Source organism: Luteolibacter sp. AS25, from assembly GCF_046736275.1.
In the GTDB taxonomy this organism is placed as follows: Bacteria; Verrucomicrobiota; Verrucomicrobiia; order Verrucomicrobiales; family Akkermansiaceae; genus Luteolibacter.
Genome location: NZ_CP151837.1, coordinates 2,142,166 through 2,160,325, shown reverse-complemented (window position 1 = coordinate 2,160,325; position 18,160 = coordinate 2,142,166). Strand labels below are relative to the sequence as shown.

Below are 18,160 nucleotides of genomic sequence, written 5' to 3'. Positions count from 1 at the left end.
TAAAAAAATTCAACGGGGGGATGAATCTCTCCAAGCTATGATCTCACTTTAACACGGACTCCTTCTTTGTCGCCCATTTTGCCAAGAATATGTCCGCCTGGTCCTGCTTTGAGTGCGGTTTCCACATCTGCTTCCGCGACGATGGCTACCCAACCGATGCCCATATTAAAGGTGTGGAAGCGATCTTCCTCATCGACGTAGTCGAGAAGTTTCTCGATTCCAGGGAGGTTCCAGGAAGGAATTTCGAGATCAGCACCCATGCCTACGAAGAGGCGCTCGAGATTTTCGGGAAGGCCACCACCGGTGATGTGGGACATGGCCTTTGGTTTGATTTCCGAGGTTTTGAGATCGTTTACCACATCATGGTAGAGGCGTGTAGGCTCAAGCCATGCTGCGAGTTCGCCAGGGGTGACGAGGTCGTCAGGCATTTCCTTGAGTGCACGGCGGACGAGAGACCACCCGTTGGCGTGGATGCTATCTGATTGGTAGCCAATGAGGACATCACCGATCTCGATGGTGGTAGGATCGATAAGGTCAGGTTTTTCGGCGCATCCGATACAGAAGCCGGAAAGCTCCAATACGTCCGTAGGGACGATGCCGGGCATCTCAGCGGTTTCTCCGCCTGCGAGAATGCAGTTACAAGCCTCGAGGTAATCTGCCATGCCGCCGATCACGCGTGTAATTTTTTCCTCATCAAGGGCAGCGATGCCGATGTAATCGAGGAACATGAGAGGATCGCCACCGGTGGTGAGGATATCGTTGACGGACATTGCCACGAGATCCTTGCCCGCTGTCTCCAGAAGGTCGTGCTCTAGGAGCAATTCCAGTTTCGTGCCAACTCCGTCACAGCCTGTAACTATCACAGGCTGAGAGTATTGCGAAAGATCGTAGCATGCGGCGAAAAGGCCGAAGGCTCCGAGGAGTTTACGCTGTTGTTGAGTACGTTTTACGTGACTTTTGATGTCACCGACGAGGGCTGCGGCTTTGCGCGTGTCCACTCCTGCTTGCTGATATGTGAGCTTGCCTGCCATTGTGCTGTGACGGGGTTCTATCACGCGGGGGGGTGGGGTCACGAAGAAAAACTCACTGTGTAAATTCAGTCGGTTTCATCCGGTGGCCCGGAGGCTGCGTTTTTCTCCAGTTCGATTTGTCTGGATACCGCCCTTGTAGCGATTTTTGTGATTCTGACGACGACTGCAATGGCGATAATGAAGCCGATGGAGTAGAAGATTTTTTGTGCGTTAGAGGTGCCAGAGGCGGCAACTTTTGCGACTGATCCGGTATAAACGAGTAGAATAATGGCGGGCAGAAGTCCGAGCCAGGAGGCGAAGGTGGATTGCCAGAAGCTGATTCCGGTGAGTCCGAGTCCATAATTCTGGAGCCCGAAGGGTAGGATGGGGGTCATCCGGAGTAGGGCGACCATTTTCCAGCCCTCGTGACGGATCGCCTGATCAATGGCCCTGAAGCGTGGGCGATCGGCTAATTGCCGTTCCACCCAGCCGCGGAGCAGATAGCGGGAAATTAGAAAACTAGTTGCCGCGGTGATGGTGGATGCGATCGAAACGAGAATGACTCCCTCGACCAGACCGAATACGGCTCCCGCGCCAAGTGAGAGGATGCTGGCAGGGGCAAATGCAACGGTGGCGACCACAAAAACAATGACAAAGAGGATGGGAGCCCAGATGCCCTGGAGTTGGATCCACTCGAGGGAGCTATTGAGATAGTCTGAGATGGCAGTCATGTGGGGCAAGATTGACGATGATTTCCGCTTATGTATTTTCGGGGAATGAAAAAGTTCCTGATCCTTGCAATTCTTGCTGTTTCCAGTCCGTTTTTGGAGGCGGGTGGCTCCTTGGATACGGAAACGGTTCTGAATTTATTGAAGAAGAACGAGGTGCTATATAAGTACGTAACGGGGACTCTGGAGATGAGTGAGGTGGCTGTGGGAGTCAGGCTTGGGAGGCAATTCGAGGAAATCGGTGGAATGCGGATTGCTCCTTACGTGGTCCACGCAAAGCCGAGAGGTGGTGAGAGCTACACGATGGAGTTGGTGGTGGAGTGCGAGCAGAAATTTGTCAGTGCGGACGGTTCTGAAATTGCAATTTTGAGCGGAGACCAAGATGGCGATCCGGCGAAAGTGGTGGATGTGTTGGAGGAGGTGACATCTATCAGTCTCCGAAAGATTTCTGTGGAAGACTAGGGTCTGAGTCTGGCTACCAAAGGTGGAGGGAGGCGGAGGCTTGAGGCTAGAATGATCGCCTGATGGCGGAGAAACGTCCGGACGATTCCCCCGCGCTCCCAGCGGCGGGAGGAGGTGATCGCCGCCTCTTGCGTAATCCGGATGCTACCGATTTTCGCTAATTTTCTGATGAAGACCGAGTCTTCCATGATTGGTGTTTCCGGGAAGCCTCCGATTTTCTCGAATAAGCAGTGTCGGATGAATATTCCCTGGTCTCCGTAGGGTCTGTTCAAATACCTACAGCGAATTGAGACGAGGGCTTCGATCAAAGGAGCGGGCCCGAAATCGTTTTTCAACTGAAAGCGAAAGGCGCCCGCCGAGGTGTTCGGACGTTGTAGCTCTCTCGCGATGATTGAGGGGAATTCAGCAGGAGGAAATGTATCCGCGTGGAGAAATAGAAGCAGATCCCCGGTGGCGGCCTTGGCCCCGGCATTCATCTGTATGCCGCGTCCGGCGGGGGAGGTTACGACCTTTGCTCCGTTCCTGATCGCGATTTCCGCTGTGGCGTCATTGCTGTCTCCTACTGAAACGATAATTTCATGAGGAGATCCAGATTTGAGCAGCTTTAGGAGCCTTTCGATGTTTTGGGCCTCATTGAGGGCGGGGATGATGACGGAAAGAGAGCTGCCTTCCGACAAAGCTTCATCGGCCATCGGGAGATCCTCGGGGTGGTCGACATCCGAGAGTGGGCTGAGCAATGCCGGCTCTACTCCCACCTTTCTTGCCGCTGCCAATGATTGGTTAAGAACCTCACCTTCGCCCCACGAGATTTTCTGGAATACTACAGGAATAATTTTTCTCATGCCGAGCAGGTAGTATCCTCCATCCAGGGCTGGACCGTATACGAGAGTATTATTATCCAGTAGTCTCTCTGCTTCCAGAAGGGTGAATTCATCGATGGATGGGCAGTCAGTGCCAATGATAAGAACTTTGCTGGCGCCTTGTAAAAATGCATTTTCAGCAGCGGTTTGCATTTTCGTTCCGAGATCACCCGGCGCTTGCTCCTGGCAGTCCAGTTGGTCATCGCCCAGCCATTCCTTCGCTTCAATAGGAGTGCCACCTTCGATGGCGATGGTGAGGTGGCGTTCCTTTTCAGAAAGACAAAATGCGGATGCGCGGCCGATCGAGTGGCGTGCGAGTCGATCGTGAAAGCGCATGGCTCCTTCCGGTCCGAGTGCTGGTATAAGGCGTGTTTTGTTTTTCCCCACACGCGGGAGCCGGGTCATTACGAGAATTGTCACTGGCTAACCCGTAGGGAATTCCGAGAGGTATGAGAAGAGATAAGCTTAATAGTGTTATTGCTTGTTCAGGCTCCAATCGTAATCGGTGTTTTTGATTTTTAGGCCGTCTCGCTTGATGATTGGCTGATCTTTCGCCGGGAAATATGGAGTTATAAAATTTTTCACCGAGCCGGATTTCTTGACGAAGTCTTCTTTAAACCAGTCAAATATCTGGGAGAGGTAGAGGGTATTGTTTTTGGCATCCAAGCGGTTTTTTGAGCTATCGCGCAGGAAATTGCGTGCTTGCTCGTCCAGTTGTGAATCGAGTCTTGAGGCTACAAAGGCTTCCGGGCGGAGGGCCGGGCAGCCAATTGAAGCGCAGTTTACACCGAAATGGATGCGAGGCTCCCGATAGTCTTTTCTCAAAATTTCATGCTCGATGTGGTCGAGGCTTACGCGGGCGCCGAAGAGTTTTACGCGCTTTTGCTTCCACGGACTACCTATGTCACGGATACTCTTGATCGGGTAATTATCGATAATGAGTTTGAGTGTCGCAGCGTTGTAAAGATTGATGAGGTAAGCGATCTGCTGGTCATCGTTCCACTTTTTGAAGTCAGACTTCGAGACGTCTGCTAGGTTTTCAATGTAGGTTCCAAGCTTCCCCGGGCTTTTCTTTAGTCCTGCATAATTGACCTCTTCGTTTTTTACGTTTTCCCTGAGGACTTCGGTGAATTTTTCGTGGTTGTGGTCGAAGGCAGCATGGGCGCTTAGCGCGGTGGCAAAGAATAGGGAAACAAGAGTTTTCATACCCCTTAGATTCCCACGAGGAGTATAAATTTCAAATTTTTCCAATGCCGGAAGGATAGGATCGAAATTTTCACTGAATTTTCGTGATGCCTTTGAGTTCCGAAAAGCTGATACGTTCGATGGTTTCGAGGAATTCCTGGATGTAGGCGGCATTCGCGCCAGCGGTGGTTGTGGCGGAATATAGGTTAGCAAAGAGGCCGCTTTTGCGGATCGGGCGGGAGGCCACGTAATTGCGATCCAGAAATGGCTGAATGGCCCATGCCGGCATGGCTGCAATGGCCCGGCGACTGGCCACGAGCTGGAGGATACCTACGGTAAGCTCGGTTTTCCGACGATCAGGGTCGATGTTCGCTGGTTTCAATACCTCGCGGATGACGTCGATACGCTCATCCGGGATGGGGTAGGTCACGAGAGTTTCCTCACGGAAATCCTTTGCTGTAAGATATGCTTTGTGGGTGAGGGGATGCTGGCGGGCCATGAGTGCCAGGACTTCGTAGCGGAAAAGAGGGTGGTAACTTACTCCCGCGCGGGCTCTTGCGGAAGAGACAATCACGAGATCTGCCTTGTCTTCCGTGAGTAGGCCGATGGGATCCGCATGGAAACCTGATACGAGATCCATCTCCACTTCCGGCCAGCCTTCCCGGAATGCATCCATGCTGGGCATGAGCCAATCGAAGCACGAATGACACTCGACGGCGATTCTCAGTTGGCCGGCTTTTCCTTCTGCGATTCGTGCAACATCACGATCGGTTTGTTTTAGAATTTTTTCAATTTCGTAGGCACTGGCCAGAAGCCGATCCCCGACCGGGCTGATTCGGAGAGGATTGCTTTTTCTCTCGAAAATCTCCGAGCCAATCATTTCCTCAAGAGCTTTAATCTGTTGGGAAAGAGCGGGTTGTGAGAGGTGTAGCCGCTTTCCAGCACGCGAGAGGTTACCGGTTTCCGCCACGGCGATCAGCGCCCTGAGATGTCTTATTTCAACCATACGGATGGTTTTAACTATAAGTAAAATGAATGACGACTCTAAAAACAATGCGTTTTGTGAATGACTGAAGTGCAGGCATGATGGAGGGAGCATGAAGCAAATCAGAACACACAATTTGGGCTATCCGAGAATCGGGGCGGGACGGGAGCTGAAAAAAGCAACGGAGCAATACTGGAAGGGAAAAATCCGGCTGGAAGAGCTGGAGAGAACCGGGCGACAGCTACGGATAGAGAACTGGCAGAAGCAGGAAGACGCGGGGATCGACCTGATTCCAACGAATGATTTTTCATTCTATGATCAGGTGCTCGATACCAGTCTTTTGCTGGGCAATATCCCTGCGCGGTTTGGCTGGGATGGCGCCGAGACAAATGCGGAAACTGCATTTCTAGTGGCTCGCGGGCAGAGCAGGGGGGCTGACGATGGGGAAGGGTGCGGTTGTTCAGCGGTGAGCACATACGCCAGCGAGATGACAAAGTGGTTCGATACGAACTATCACTATATTGTTCCCGAATTTAACGAGAAAACGAATTTCCGACTAAGTTCCACAAAAATATTTGAAGAGTTCCACGAGGCAAAAGAGCTCGGCTACCGGGCGAAGCCGGTGCTTTTGGGACCGGTAAGCTATTTGGCACTCGGGAAAGTGCATGATTCGAAACGCAAGGACTTCGATCGGTTGGAGTTGTTGGACGATCTGGTGGGGGTTTACGAAAAGATTATCAGTTTGCTGGCAGATGAAGGTGCGGAATGGATCCAGCTGGATGAGCCTGTCCTAGCTCTTGATCTGGATGAGGGCCAGAGGCGTGCCTTGAGCTACAGCTACGGCAGGCTTAAGAAGGCAGCCGGTAATACCAAGTTGCTTGTTGCGACTTATTTCGGGCCGCTTCGTGACAATTTAGCGGATTTTCTAAATCTACCCGTGGATGGGCTTCATTACGATGTTGTCCGGGGTGGGGAGGAAGTAACTGAATTGATCGAGAAATTTCCTGCCGGAAAAACGCTTTCGCTGGGCGTGGTCGACGGACGAAACATTTGGAAAAATGACTTCGAGAAATCGCTGGGAATATTGCTGCCGGCGGTAGAGGCAATTGGTGTGGAACGGTTGTGGATTGCTCCATCCTGCTCGCTTTTGCATGTGCCTGTTACTCTTAAGTCCGAGAAGAAGATTGAGTCGGATCTGGCAAACTGGCTGGCCTTCGCCGATGAGAAACTGGACGAGGTCACTACGTTGGGACGCGTTATTTCGGGTGAGGTTGAGTCGAAGGCACTGGAGGAAAACAGGAATGCCCAAAGGGAACGTCTGGCTAGCGAACGGATTCACAACGGTAAGGTGAAAGCGAGAATGAGCTTTATTATCCCTGCAGATGCGAAGCGGAGCTCCGATTTCCCGGTCCGACAGGAGAAGCAGCGTGAAAAGCTGGGGCTGCCTCTATTTCCTATTACAACAATTGGCTCTTTTCCACAGACCGCCGAGGTGCGGGCGGCCAGAGCGCAATGGAGAAAGGGAACACTAAGTGATCAGGATTATGATCGATTTCTGGAGGAAGAAACCCGGAAGTGTGTGGAATTCCAGGATAGCATAGGGATAGATATGCCGGTGCACGGTGAGTTCGAAAGGAACGACATGGTGGAGTATTTCGGAGAGCAGCTGGAGGGTTTCGCCTTCACGGCGAATGGCTGGGTGCAGAGCTATGGAAGCCGTTGTGTGAAACCACCGATCATCTTCGGAGACGTGCGCAGGATGAAACCGATGACCGTGAGGTGGGCCGAGTTTGCCCAGACTCTGACGAAAAAGCCGTTGAAAGGTATGCTTACTGGTCCGGTAACGATTCTCCAATGGTCATTTGTCCGGAATGATCAGCCACGTGATGAGACGACACGTCAGATTGCCTTGGCGATCCGTGATGAAGTTCGGGATTTGGAGGCGGCGGGAATTGCTGCCATTCAAATCGATGAACCGGCTATACGTGAAGGTTTGCCGCTGCGGCGTGCTGATTGGGATGAATATCTCGCCTGGGCCGTTCATGCATTCCGGCTTTCCTCATCCGGGGTGAAGGATACGACGCAGATTCACACCCATATGTGCTATTCGGATTTCAATGATATCATCTCCGCTGTGGCTGACCTGGACGCGGATGTGATCACGATCGAAACATCCCGCTCAAATATGGAGCTTCTGGATGCGTTTGTGGATTTCAAATATCCGAACGAGATCGGGCCAGGGGTTTACGATATTCACTCTCCGCGGGTGCCGTCAGTAGAAGAGATGGAGAGGTTGCTGAAAAGAGCGGCCGTGTTAATCCCTGAAGAAAATCTGTGGGTGAATCCGGACTGTGGACTCAAGACCCGGGGTTGGGAGGAAGTGCGCGGTTCTCTCATCAATATGGTCACGGCTACGAAGAATTTACGCAGCCGGAGAAAAGTGGAGGCATGATCGACTCCGGTTGCCACTGGATTTGCGTTGATGGTTGAAATAGAAAAGGCGGTATCTACCAAGTGTAGATGCCGCCTTTTCAATGTTCCCATGAAACGGGAAACGATAATGGTCCGGGTGCTACTGAAGTTCAGCCAATACTTTCTTCAGGGATGCCGCCACAAATCCCGAGAAGAGCGGATGCGGGTGGTTTGGCTTGGAGAGGAACTCAGGGTGGAATTGTGCACCGATGTAAAACGGATGATCCGGAAGTTCGACGATTTCAACGAGGCCTTCCTCCGCTGAAACCGAGGAGATAACGAGTCCGCCTTCTTGGAGTTTATCCTGATAATCGGAATTCACCTCGTAGCGATGACGGTGGCGTTCCTGGATGCGTTCGACATTATTATAGAGGTCGGATGCCTTGGTGCCGGTGAAAAGAATGGATTCGCTGGATCCGAGACGCATGGTCGCGCCGAGATCCTGCACGCCTTTTTGCTCTTCCTGCAGACAGATAACCGGGTGGGGTGTCTCTTTGTTGAATTCGGTGGAATTCGCGCCTTCCAGTCCACACATGTTTCGAGCATATTCGATGGTGGCGATCTGCATTCCGAGGCAGATTCCGAAGAATGGGATATTGTTCTCGCGGGCATATTTCGCAGCGAGGATTTTTCCTTCTACCCCGCGGTCACCGAATCCACCGGGAACGAGGATGCCATCGACATCGCCGATGACCGCTTTTGCGCCGTGGTCTTCGATAGCCTCAGCCTCAACGCGGACGATCTGAACCTTGGTGTCGTGATGCGCGCCGGCGTGGATGAGTGATTCGTAAATGGATTTGTAGGCGTCCTGAAGCTCGATGTATTTCCCTGCCACCGCGATGGTGACTTTATTTTTAGGGTGGATTACGCGCTGAACGAAATTTTCCCAGTCCTCGAGGTTTGGTGGCGGAGTGTGACCAAGTCCGATTTTATCAACAACAAGGCGGTCGATTTTGTCGCGTCGCAGGTCGAGCGGGCACTCGTAAATGGTGTGTGCCACATCGCGGAAGGCGACTACGTTCTTTTTCTCCACGTTGCAGAACATGGCAATCTTCCGGCGATTGTCTTCATCAAGATCCGCCTCGGTACGGCAGATGACGATGTCCGGTTGGATGCCCAATTCGCGGAGTTTTGCGACAGATTGCTGGGTAGGTTTTGTTTTAATTTCGCCGGCCGCCTTGATGTAAGGAAGGAGGGTGACGTGGATGAAGCAGACATTTTCCTTTCCTACTTCCAGTGCGAACTGACGGAGGGCTTCGATGAAAAGAAGGCCTTCCATATCGCCGACTGTGCCGCCGATTTCAGTGATTAGAACATCAACCTCCGGGTTATCGTCGGTGACTTTGTGCATCCGCTCCTTGATCTCATCAGTGACGTGCGGGATGAACTGGACGGTTTTCCCCAGGTAGTCTCCTCTGCGCTCTTTCTTGATGACGGCATCAAACACCTGACCGGAGGTAAGGTTGTTCATTTGCGAGAGGACGCCGGAGGTGAATCGCTCGTAGTGGCCTAGGTCCAGATCGGTTTCCGCGCCATCGTCGAGGACGTAGACCTCTCCGTGCTGGTAGGGAGACATAGTGCCAGGATCCACATTCAAATATGGATCGAACTTTTGCATCAGGGTTTTGAGTCCCCTGGCTTCAAGGAGTGTCCCGATGGAGGCTGCGGCAAGACCTTTTCCCAAGGAAGAAACAACGCCGCCGGTTACAAAAATATATTTCATTTAGATCTTAAATTTAATGTTTAAAACTCAAGCAGGAGTTTCACTGGGAAGATATGATGCGTTCGACCATGACGGCTTGTTCAGGTGTATCTACACCGGGTGAGGTGTCATCGGTATGAAGGACGCGGATGTTCGCGCCGTTTTCCAATGCGCGAAGTTGTTCCAAAGACTCCGCCTCTTCGAGCGGAGAAGGAGGCCAGGTTACGAATGTCTCCAGGAAATCACGACGATAGCCGTAGATCCCCTTGTGCCGGAGAACACTCAAGCCCGGGACCTGATTGCGGAAAAATGGAAGCGGAGAGCGGGAAAAATAGAGGGCGTGACCGTTGATTTTGGTAACGACTTTGACGACGTTTGGATCCGCGCCGGCGGGGTCGTTTGGCAGGATTGGGTTTGCTGCTGTGACCATTTCCAGCGAGGGGTCGTCCAAGAGGGCTTGGGCAAGTTCATCGATCAGGGTGGGATCAATGAGGGGCTCGTCTCCCTGAATGTTGAGTATATGAGTTGCTTCGGGGCAATGGCTGACAGCTTCCGCGAGACGATCGGTGCCTGACGGATGTGATTCAGAGGTCATGACAGGCCTGCCGCCAAATGCTGTAACTGCATCTGCAATTCGCTGATCATCAGTGGCTACAATGATTTCATCGAGCTTCTCCGCTTGCTGGCACCGCTCCCATACGTGTTGGATTAGTGGCTTTCCAGCGATGAGATGAAGGGGCTTTCCAGGGAAGCGCGTAGATCCCCAACGAGAGGGTAAAATGCCGATGATATGACTTTTTTTCGATGTTTCTGACACGCTTGGAAATAGGTTGCGCCACCCTATGCAAGGCGAGTCGGAATCGACAAGAGCGGTTTCCGAAAAAGTTGATAGAAATCGAGGGTCACTCAGTAGTTGCTTTCCGCAGGCGTTCCTCAAGATCGATCCTGCGCTCCTCAAACTCCACTTCGGAAATGCCTTTCGGGACTTTGAACGGGGGAGCGAAGGTGACTGATACGCTACTGAACGGTTTTGGAATCACGAAATCATCCCATGTGTTCAGCCTCCAAGCGGAAGAGTAACGGATGTGAATAGGGATGATATCAGTGCCAGTCGCTTGGGCGATTTTTATTACGCCAGGTTGGACTGTGTATTTCGGGCCTTTCGGACCATCCGGAGTGACACACACGTCAAAGCCTTCGCGGAGGGCTTTTTTCATGCCGATTAGAGCGGAAACCGCACGTCGGGAAGAGGATCCGCGAATTGCACCCAGTCCAAAGACCTTCATGGCGGTAGCTAATATGGTGCCGTCCTTGCTGGCGCTTGTCAGCACGACAGATTTACGCATTTTTCCGCCGGTTCGTTGCCAGATAGGGGGCATGGTGAAAATACGGTTGTGCCAAAGGGCGAAAATCACCGGGTCCGAATGAATGTAAGGTTGCACAACTCCAGCCTTGTCGTTGACATCGTAGCGGAGGGTCATGCTCCACAATTTCATGAAGAATCCGGCTGTGTGGCCAAGTATCGTCGCGGTCCGAGTGGTTTTGATCTCGGTATTTTTTGATTTGGCCATCGGTTAGAGGAATCCGGCAGGTTGGAGGGTATCCACAAGGTATTGCTGGCGTGCCATCAGATCCAGATAGAGTTCGTGGTTTTCCGCGTTTGCTTCACAGCATTGATCGCTGTTTCCTGAGACCAGGTAGCTGCATATTTCCTCGAATCCCAATGACTCACCACATTGCTGGAAAAAGGAAACTGCCGCCTGCATGGCCGCTCCGATCGCTGGTTCCTGCCGTGAAATGAGCGGAACCACGTTTGTTCCCAGTGCGTCGGCCAGAAGTTGGCGCATCACGGGGCTATTGGCGCCGCTTCCGGATAATCTGACTTCCGGCGGATCAAAACCTAGATCGCGGAGGCGGCTCATAGCATAGCTGAGGCCCAGGACCACGCCTTCGGCCGTTGCTCTGGCGAGGTGTGCCGGTGTAAAGTTTGCAGGTGTGATACCGTGTAGAACTCCGCACCCTTCCAGAAGGCGTGGCACAGTTTCTGGGGCGAAGTAGGGGAGGAGGAGGAGGCCATCCGCGCCGGGCGGGACGCTGGAGACCATTTTTTCATACTCAAAGGAAGACCATCCGTAGTGACGTTTCAGTACTTCTGGCGCGAGCGAGGTGTTGGGGCTGTTTGCCATGGCAATCCATGAGCCGGTAGCACTGCAGAGGGGGATCATTTCATCACGTAAATCGATCACTGGTTCCGCACCGATACCTATGATTGTGCCATTGGTCCCCAGATCGATTGCGACTGAACCATCATCCACACAGCCGGCTGCCAGCGCGGAATGTAGTGGCGATGCACTGCCTGCACCCACCTGGACCAGCTCGGAAAGTCCCCATTCACTGGCTAGACTATTTCGGAGAAGGCCACGGGGCTGGTCCGAGGCACAGATGGTCGGAAGGAGCTCTCCAAGTTTTGGGTCTATGAAATCGCAGACTTCGGCGGACCATTTTCTCTCCCGGATGTCAAAGAGGCCTGTGCAGGAGGCGCTACCCGGCTCTGTGGCGCGCTCGCCGGTGAGCCAATATGCGATGAAATCCTGAACGCTCAACAGGGTGGCAATCCGCTGGAAATGATATGGTTCATGCTGTTTCAGCCACAGGCATTCCGCCGCCGCGGAATCGATTCCCGGAGCTTGGCCGATGAGTTCCAACATGCCGGGAGCGCCGCCAAATGCTCTCGAGATTTCTTCCGATTGATTTTTTACCGAAAGATCGCCAGCCAGCTTAGTAGGGCGGATAATGCGGTTTTCCTCGTCCAGAATTACCAGTCCGCGCTTGGGACCGGAAATGCCTATGGCGGCGATTTGCTTCTTATCGATACCCTGTTGACTGAGGCAATCACGGAGGACCTTGTCAGTAGCTTCAATCCACTGGGTAGGATTTTGTTCACGGTAACCGGTCGGTAGTCCTTCGATCCATGAGTGGGATACGGAAGCTTCAGCAAGGATATCCGCTGTATCCAGATCGAGGATTACAGCATGGGTGCTATTGTTTCCTATTTCGATCCCGATGAATTGCATGTGTGTGGACTTTTCTATCGGAGGAGGGAAATTTACAAGCGTACTTGTTAGGTGGTAATAGGATAGCGGGTTCGGGTTTTTCCGGGAAAGAGATCAATCAATCGATGTCATCCGGATTTGTGATCGGTTTTCTGAGAGGGGTGATAATGCCTTGGTCCAGGCGATAGGCCCATGAGTGGATTGAGATCTTCTGGCCGTTTTCCCAGGCGTCCTCCACAATTGTGGTGCGTGCGACGTGTCTTACTTGTGAAAGAACGTTTAGCTCGCAAAGACGATCCAGTTTCTTTTCACCATCGAGTTTGGCCAATTCATCCTTGTGCCCACGGGTGATGCTGCGGATGGGGGCCAGCCAGTTATCGATTAGACCGTGGCGATAATTGTCGAGGGCGGCTTTCACTCCACCGCACCCGTAGTGTCCGCATACGATGATATCCGTTACTTTCAATACATCCACGGCGTATTGAAGAACTGCCAGAACATTGAAATCACTTTCCTGAACGATGTTCGCGACATTTCTGTGAACAAATACTTCACCAGGAGGGAGCCCTGTAATCTGGTTGGCTGGAACCCTGGAGTCCGAGCACCCGATCCAGAAATACCGAGGATTCTGCTGATCCGCGAGACGGGTGAAAAATTGAGGGTCCTGCTCACGGACATTGGCTGCCCAGCGGGCGTTGTTTTCGAGGAGTTTGTCGATGCTTTCCATGTCGGGATAGATGATGTTGTGGTTTTGCGCGGGGAATCGAGAAAAATTAGGCTTCGCTGGCGACTGTTTTGTTATCGAATTCCGCTTTTGCAGCTTTTCTACACTCGGCAACGAAATGGTTGCACGCCTCGCGGCAGAGCAGGGGAATTGCGCTTTCACGTGGACCATTCCCAGGAATTCCGTCGAAGCGGGAGGCCTCGCTATCATCGAGTTGGGTGTGTTCGTCGAGCTGCCAGAGGATTCGCTTTGCGCAGTTGTGGGCCGGTCCGCAAACTTTCTGGACGAGTTTTTGCGCTCCCTCGTCACTGATGGATCCGGCATAGCGGTACATGCCCGTCTGCCTGCCAAGTTTTTCGCGAAGTGTTTCCACTGGCAGTTCACCCTCTTTGAAGCGAAGGAAAAGTGCGGAGAGTGCGGGGTAGAACTGATCCAGTGCCAGGCGGAGGTCCTCTTCGTTTTCCAGAAGCATCACCCAACCGCGCCGGAGATTCGTTTTCCCTTTTGTGAAGCGATATTCCCCATCCTCCGCATAGGTGGAAAGCTCGCGTGCCTTGGATGGTCCGTAGTATTGATCCAAGCCGCCATAAGCCGGTTGTGTGGCGAGGTCCTCGTCCTCGATGTGGGAAAGTGCGTAGGGATACTCGCAGAGATCATGGTAAATCTGGATTTGCCCGATCTGGTTGATGCCCGATCGGCGGATTAGCTGCTTGAGCTGATCCGAGATAGGGGGGTTCTCCGAAGGGGATGGCGCGGCTGGATGATGTGTTTTGTCGAAATCGGAAATTTGATCCAAGATCACATCCGCGAGCAATGGCTCACTGCCAATGGCGGATGAGTAGAAGAGTGTTTTCTCCCGCAGCTTGTAGGGGTTCTGGTGAAATACCTCAGATTGGCTCGCAGCTGGCCCAATCTCGTCCCTTACCCCCAGCATTACAGGAATATCCTGATAGGAGTGGAGTCCATCGGAGATGAAAAACGGCACAACGACGACATTTTGCGTATCGGCCATTTTATACCAATCGGCAATGAAGGGCTGCTCTTCCATATACGCATCTGTGACCATCGCGTACCCGGCAGTTGACTCCGCGATCAAAGCCACCTGATCCTTGATGGCTTTGGTGGAGTTTTGGTTCAGCCCTGTTCCGTGTCCGGTGATGATTAGAGTGGTATCGGATGGCGGGGCATCACCGGCTACTTCCTTTGCACGGCGCAGAATCAGATCTGTCATCGATGCGTGGACGCCGACGGGAAGACAATAGTGGAGGGTTTTTCCGTTCTTCCGTGTCGTAGGTCCGTCGAGTTCCAGTTCGCGGGGGATGACTTCCTGGGTGAAATAGCCCTCACTGATAAAGTCTGGAACGATATAAACCTCGGATGCATCAATCATAAAGAGTGCTTCTCGCATGGAGGGCTCTTCTTTCCAGAAACAGACGTGAACCTCTGCAAATAGTCCTCTTTTTCTGATTTCATCCGCGTGATCAAAGTATGGCGTGGAAGAATCCGGATTCTCGGTCGAACCGTGACCAACGATCAAAAGAGCAGAATTTGGCTTAGGGGTGAAAGGCATGCCCTGAAAATGGCTTGAAGGGCTGAGATTGCAAGTGACCGCGTGTCTCTTCTCGAATTTTTGCATCCTCAAACGGTTTCGGGCCTTCAGGTTGTAGCTCTGGTTGATCTTTTATGGAATAATTGTAGGTTACTTGTAGTTACCTTCAAAAAAGGTTTCGAATATCTACCAACTCAATCCAGTCATAAGAATTAACATGAAAAATATTCTCACTTACGGACTCGTCGGCGTGTTTGCAATTGCATCGGTAAATTGCGCTACATCTTACGATGCATACGGAAATCCTCAGCAGACAGTAACTCCGGGCGGTGCGGTGGCAGGTGCGGCAGCGGCGGGACTACTTACCTATGCGCTTACCAAAGATAACAACAATGACCGCAGGCGTTACGACAACCGCTATGATCATGGACGTCACCACAATGACCGCCACCACAATGATCGGCGCTACAAGGGCCGGCGCTAATTCCAATTTAGAAAACGGCTTCCTTTAGCCTTGCAAACGGAGGGTGGATCACTAGGTTCGCCCTCCGTTTTTCTTTTGTCTGGCAGACGGTCGGTGCCCCGGTGTTTGTCAGATGCATCTTTTCCGGGGCAATTGTCGGAAGAAAAACGTAACCAAACAACCAAACAACTAACCAAAGCATGAGTACTGCAATCGCAGAACCAACTAACCAAGAGCTGAGCGATCTGATCGACTCCAAATTCACAGAATTCCGTGAAGGCTCCATCGTCAAAGGCACAATCCTTGAGATTCGTCCGCAGATCGTCCTCGTTGACATCGGCTACAAATCAGAAGGCGCCATCCCATCCAACGAATTCGAGGATGAGGAAATCGAAGTAGGCGATGAAATCGAAGTGCTCCTCGAGCGCCTCGAAAATGATGAAGGTATGGTCGTTCTCTCCAAAGAGAAGGCAGCCTACAAACAGAACTGGGACAAAATCGTCAAAGTCTACCAAGACGGCGGCCTCGTTCGCGGAAAAGTCAAAGCAGTCGTCAAAGGTGGTCTTACCGTCAATGTCGGTGTCGAAGCTTTCCTTCCCGGTTCCCAAGTGGACATCATTCCACCGAAAGATCTCTCCGAATACGTGGGCAACGTCTACGAATTCAAAATCGTCAAGGTCAACGACGAGCGTAAGAACATCGTTCTTTCCCGCCGTGAAGTTATCGAAGCAGAGCGCTCCGAGCAACGCCAGGCGTTCCTCCAGACTGTCAAAGTCGGCGACAAAGTCGTTGGCGCGATCAAGAACCTCACCGACTTCGGTGCGTTCGTCGATCTCGAAGGCATGGACGGACTCCTTCATATCACCGATATGTCATGGGGCCGTATCAACCACCCATCCGAGCTTCTTCACATCGGCCAATCCGTCGACGTGGTTATTCTCGACGTGGACCGCGAGAAAGAGCGTGTATCGCTCGGCCTCAAGCAAATGTCCGACAACCCATGGGAAGACATCGAGCGCAAATACCCAATTGGCCAAGAGGTCAAAGGACAAGTTACCAAACTTCTCCCTTACGGTGCGTTCATCGAAATCGAGCGCGGCGTCGAAGGCCTCGTGCACGTTTCCGAACTCAGCTGGGTTAAACGTATCACTCGTCCATCCGACGTTCTCGAACTCGGCCAGGAAATCACTGCAGTCGTTCTCGGCATCAGCATCGAGGAGCAGAAAATCTCCCTCGGCGTTCGCCAACTCGAAGGCAACCCATGGGACGAGATCGAACTCCGTTACCCTGTCGGCGCGACCATCACTGGTCCTGTCCGCAACCTCACTGCTTACGGCGCGTTCGTCGAGCTCGAGGAAGGTATCGATGGTATGATCCACGTTTCCGACATGTCCTGGACACGCAAAATCAATCACCCGTCCGAAGTTCTCAAGAAGAACGACGAGATCGAGGCGATCGTCCTTGCAATCGACAAAGGCAACCAGCGTGTTTCCCTCGGTATCAAACAAACCGAGAACGACCCATGGTCCGCAATCGACGACCGCTTCAAGGTCGGCGACCTTGTCAAAGGCACCGTTGCGAAAATCGCTTCCTTCGGAGCATTCGTATCCCTCGAAGGTGACATCGACGGCCTTATCCACATTTCCCAGCTCAGCGAGGATCACGTGGAGAAAGTCAAAGACGTCATCAAAGTTGGCGACGATATCGAAGCCCGCGTAATCAAAGTGGACAAAGTGGAGCGCCGCATCGGCCTTTCCATCAAAGCCGTTGGTTACTCCGAAGAGCAGCTCAAGAAAGAAAGCGCAAGCTTCGAGTCCCTCCGCCCATCCAGCGAGATGGTCGGCCTCGAGCAAGCCTTCAACCTTGCAGCCGCAGCTTCCGAAGACTGGAGCCCAGGCGACGAAGACTGAATTATCAAAGCCGGGCTGGAGTAATCCAGCCCGCGACTTCTACGGAAAAGCCGGACAGGGAGACCTGTCCGGCTTTTTTGTGTCTGGATCCTGACGTCGTGTTCGCCGTCAGGATCTTAAATTCCTTCCGTTGGAACTCTTATCCCAGCTGCCGTGCGGCCTGAAGGGTGTTTTTCATGAGCATGGCGATGGTCATTGGTCCTACACCGCCGGGAACAGGGGTGATGGCGGCGGTTTTCGGGGCTACTTCCTTATAGTCCACATCGCCCACAAGGCGGGAGCCTGATTTCTTGGTGGAGTCCGGGATGCGGTTGATGCCCACATCAATGACGACAGCGCCGGGTTTTACCCAGTCTTCCTTGACCATCTCCGGGCGGCCTACTGCCGGGACGAGGATGTCGGCGCGGCGGCAGACTGCTGCGAGATCCTTGGTGCGGGAGTGGGCGATGGTGACGGTGGCGTTTTTGGCGAGGAGCAACATGGCAACCGGTTTCCCGACGAGCATGGAGCGACCAATGACTACCGCTTCCGCTCCGTTGATTTCTACGCCGGAAACTTCGAGTAGTTTCATGCAGCCCGCAGGCGTGCAGGAAACGAAGCCTGTAGGGTCACCGAGGACGAGCTTTGCGACGTTTTCCGGATGGAGTCCATCCACATCTTTGCGAGGATCGATTGCACGGATGACTTCCGGCTCGTCGAGGTGCTTTGGAAGGGGAAACTGGACAAGAATGCCGTGAACAGTGGGATCCGCATTGAGATCAGCCACGACTTTAAGGAGCTCCTCCTGGGTGGTGTTTTCCGGGAGTTCGATTTTCGGCGAGTGGAAGCCTAGATCGGCGCAGGTGCGGGTTTTGGAGCCGACATAAACGGCGGAGGCAGGGTCATTGCCAACGAGGACTACAGCGAGGCCCGGGGTAATACCCTTTTCCTTGAGGGCAGCGGTTTCAGAGCGACATTCTTCGAGAACGGAGGCGGCGACGGCTTTGCCATCAAGGATGCGTGGTTGCGACATGGCGGGAGGCTATGCGCAGGAATCCCAAAATTCAAAATTCAAATT

General features: G+C 52.7%; 15 protein-coding genes and 1 pseudogene. 4 read left to right on the top strand and 12 right to left on the bottom strand.

Annotated features, from left to right (window positions below; translation table 11 throughout):
* Nucleotides 1-35: 35 nt before the first annotated feature.
* Together purM and AAGA79_RS10065 are read right to left on the bottom strand one after the other, a co-directional pair.
* Nucleotides 36-1,031 carry a phosphoribosylformylglycinamidine cyclo-ligase gene (purM, locus tag AAGA79_RS10070; protein WP_411825668.1) on the bottom strand — a complete coding sequence of 332 codons (996 nt, stop codon included), beginning with the start codon at nucleotides 1,029-1,031 and terminating at the stop codon, nucleotides 36-38.
* Nucleotides 1,032-1,096: 65 nt separating this feature from the next.
* The gene (locus tag AAGA79_RS10065) at nucleotides 1,097-1,741 is read right to left on the bottom strand and encodes a TVP38/TMEM64 family protein (protein WP_411825667.1); all 645 of its coding nucleotides are present in this window, start codon (nucleotides 1,739-1,741) and stop codon (nucleotides 1,097-1,099) included.
* Between the two features lie 45 nt (nucleotides 1,742-1,786).
* Between AAGA79_RS10065 and AAGA79_RS10060 the strand changes: the two genes are divergently transcribed.
* Complete coding sequence (locus tag AAGA79_RS10060) at nucleotides 1,787-2,200, top strand: hypothetical protein (RefSeq protein WP_411825666.1); 414 nt, start codon at nucleotides 1,787-1,789, stop codon at nucleotides 2,198-2,200.
* Here the strand turns inward: AAGA79_RS10060 and AAGA79_RS10055 are convergent.
* The 3 genes from AAGA79_RS10055 to AAGA79_RS10045 form a co-directional block, all read right to left on the bottom strand.
* On the bottom strand, nucleotides 2,197-3,465 hold the full coding sequence (locus AAGA79_RS10055; RefSeq protein WP_411825665.1) for a TIGR04283 family arsenosugar biosynthesis glycosyltransferase: 1,269 nt from the start codon (nucleotides 3,463-3,465) through the stop codon (nucleotides 2,197-2,199). The two genes, AAGA79_RS10060 and AAGA79_RS10055, sit on opposite strands and share 4 nt — an antisense overlap.
* Before the next feature lie 69 nt (nucleotides 3,466-3,534).
* Complete coding sequence (locus AAGA79_RS10050; protein ID WP_411825664.1) at nucleotides 3,535-4,266, bottom strand: DUF547 domain-containing protein; 732 nt, start codon at nucleotides 4,264-4,266, stop codon at nucleotides 3,535-3,537.
* Between the two features lie 70 nt (nucleotides 4,267-4,336).
* Nucleotides 4,337-5,251: a LysR family transcriptional regulator gene (locus AAGA79_RS10045; RefSeq protein ID WP_411825663.1), complete on the bottom strand. Its 915-nt coding sequence runs from the start codon at nucleotides 5,249-5,251 to the stop codon at nucleotides 4,337-4,339.
* 91 nt (nucleotides 5,252-5,342) lie between these two features.
* On the opposite strand from AAGA79_RS10045, the gene metE reads away from it, so the two are divergent.
* Nucleotides 5,343-7,682 (top strand): 5-methyltetrahydropteroyltriglutamate--homocysteine S-methyltransferase, encoded by a 2,340-nt coding sequence (gene metE, locus AAGA79_RS10040; RefSeq protein ID WP_411825662.1) that lies wholly within the window; start codon nucleotides 5,343-5,345, stop codon nucleotides 7,680-7,682.
* Between the two features lie 120 nt (nucleotides 7,683-7,802).
* Here the strand turns inward: metE and AAGA79_RS10035 are convergent, their stop codons facing one another.
* The 6 genes from AAGA79_RS10035 to AAGA79_RS10010 form a co-directional block, all read right to left on the bottom strand.
* The gene (locus AAGA79_RS10035; RefSeq protein WP_411825661.1) at nucleotides 7,803-9,425 is read right to left on the bottom strand and encodes a CTP synthase; all 1,623 of its coding nucleotides are present in this window, start codon (nucleotides 9,423-9,425) and stop codon (nucleotides 7,803-7,805) included.
* Between the two features lie 40 nt (nucleotides 9,426-9,465).
* A complete protein-coding gene (gene kdsB, locus AAGA79_RS10030) occupies nucleotides 9,466-10,221 on the bottom strand; it encodes a 3-deoxy-manno-octulosonate cytidylyltransferase (protein WP_411825660.1) in 756 nt (251 codons plus the stop codon).
* An 85-nt stretch (nucleotides 10,222-10,306) separates the two neighbouring features.
* The gene (locus AAGA79_RS10025) at nucleotides 10,307-10,975 is read right to left on the bottom strand and encodes a lysophospholipid acyltransferase family protein (protein ID WP_411825659.1); all 669 of its coding nucleotides are present in this window, start codon (nucleotides 10,973-10,975) and stop codon (nucleotides 10,307-10,309) included.
* A gap of 3 nt (nucleotides 10,976-10,978) precedes the next feature.
* Nucleotides 10,979-12,478 (bottom strand): xylulokinase, encoded by a 1,500-nt coding sequence (locus tag AAGA79_RS10020; protein WP_411825658.1) that lies wholly within the window; start codon nucleotides 12,476-12,478, stop codon nucleotides 10,979-10,981.
* 97 nt (nucleotides 12,479-12,575) lie between these two features.
* Nucleotides 12,576-13,184: a carbonate dehydratase gene (can, locus tag AAGA79_RS10015; protein ID WP_411825657.1), complete on the bottom strand. Its 609-nt coding sequence runs from the start codon at nucleotides 13,182-13,184 to the stop codon at nucleotides 12,576-12,578.
* A gap of 46 nt (nucleotides 13,185-13,230) precedes the next feature.
* Complete coding sequence (locus AAGA79_RS10010) at nucleotides 13,231-14,751, bottom strand: CbiX/SirB N-terminal domain-containing protein (protein WP_411825656.1); 1,521 nt, start codon at nucleotides 14,749-14,751, stop codon at nucleotides 13,231-13,233.
* Between the two features lie 196 nt (nucleotides 14,752-14,947).
* On the opposite strand from AAGA79_RS10010, the gene AAGA79_RS10005 reads away from it, so the two are divergent.
* Nucleotides 14,948-15,214, top strand: coding sequence for a hypothetical protein (locus AAGA79_RS10005; RefSeq protein ID WP_411825655.1), 267 nt, complete (start codon nucleotides 14,948-14,950; stop codon nucleotides 15,212-15,214).
* Between the two features lie 176 nt (nucleotides 15,215-15,390).
* Nucleotides 15,391-17,103, top strand: a pseudogene (locus AAGA79_RS10000) (30S ribosomal protein S1); the annotation flags it as partial.
* 139 nt (nucleotides 17,104-17,242) lie between these two features.
* Here AAGA79_RS10000 and folD read toward each other — a convergent pair.
* Complete coding sequence (gene folD / locus AAGA79_RS09995) at nucleotides 17,243-18,115, bottom strand: bifunctional methylenetetrahydrofolate dehydrogenase/methenyltetrahydrofolate cyclohydrolase FolD (RefSeq protein ID WP_411825654.1); 873 nt, start codon at nucleotides 18,113-18,115, stop codon at nucleotides 17,243-17,245.
* Nucleotides 18,116-18,160: the final 45 nt, after the last annotated feature.

What these genes read in the sequence shown, in the direction of transcription:
- purM (WP_411825668.1), bottom strand. Translation starts at nt 1,031, where the DNA reads ATGGCAGGCAAGCTCACATATCAGCAAGCAGGAGTGGACACGCGCAAA.
- folD (WP_411825654.1), bottom strand. Translation starts at nt 18,115, where the DNA reads ATGTCGCAACCACGCATCCTTGATGGCAAAGCCGTCGCCGCCTCCGTT.
- AAGA79_RS10060 (WP_411825666.1), top strand. Translation starts at nt 1,787, where the DNA reads ATGAAAAAGTTCCTGATCCTTGCAATTCTTGCTGTTTCCAGTCCGTTT.
- AAGA79_RS10010 (WP_411825656.1), bottom strand. Translation starts at nt 14,751, where the DNA reads ATGCCTTTCACCCCTAAGCCAAATTCTGCTCTTTTGATCGTTGGTCAC.
- AAGA79_RS10065 (WP_411825667.1), bottom strand. Translation starts at nt 1,741, where the DNA reads ATGACTGCCATCTCAGACTATCTCAATAGCTCCCTCGAGTGGATCCAA.
- AAGA79_RS10035 (WP_411825661.1), bottom strand. Translation starts at nt 9,425, where the DNA reads ATGAAATATATTTTTGTAACCGGCGGCGTTGTTTCTTCCTTGGGAAAA.
- can (WP_411825657.1), bottom strand. Translation starts at nt 13,184, where the DNA reads ATGGAAAGCATCGACAAACTCCTCGAAAACAACGCCCGCTGGGCAGCC.
- AAGA79_RS10055 (WP_411825665.1), bottom strand. Translation starts at nt 3,465, where the DNA reads ATGACCCGGCTCCCGCGTGTGGGGAAAAACAAAACACGCCTTATACCA.
- metE (WP_411825662.1), top strand. Translation starts at nt 5,343, where the DNA reads ATGAAGCAAATCAGAACACACAATTTGGGCTATCCGAGAATCGGGGCG.
- AAGA79_RS10020 (WP_411825658.1), bottom strand. Translation starts at nt 12,478, where the DNA reads ATGCAATTCATCGGGATCGAAATAGGAAACAATAGCACCCATGCTGTA.
- AAGA79_RS10050 (WP_411825664.1), bottom strand. Translation starts at nt 4,266, where the DNA reads ATGAAAACTCTTGTTTCCCTATTCTTTGCCACCGCGCTAAGCGCCCAT.
- AAGA79_RS10045 (WP_411825663.1), bottom strand. Translation starts at nt 5,251, where the DNA reads ATGGTTGAAATAAGACATCTCAGGGCGCTGATCGCCGTGGCGGAAACC.
- AAGA79_RS10005 (WP_411825655.1), top strand. Translation starts at nt 14,948, where the DNA reads ATGAAAAATATTCTCACTTACGGACTCGTCGGCGTGTTTGCAATTGCA.
- AAGA79_RS10025 (WP_411825659.1), bottom strand. Translation starts at nt 10,975, where the DNA reads ATGGCCAAATCAAAAAATACCGAGATCAAAACCACTCGGACCGCGACG.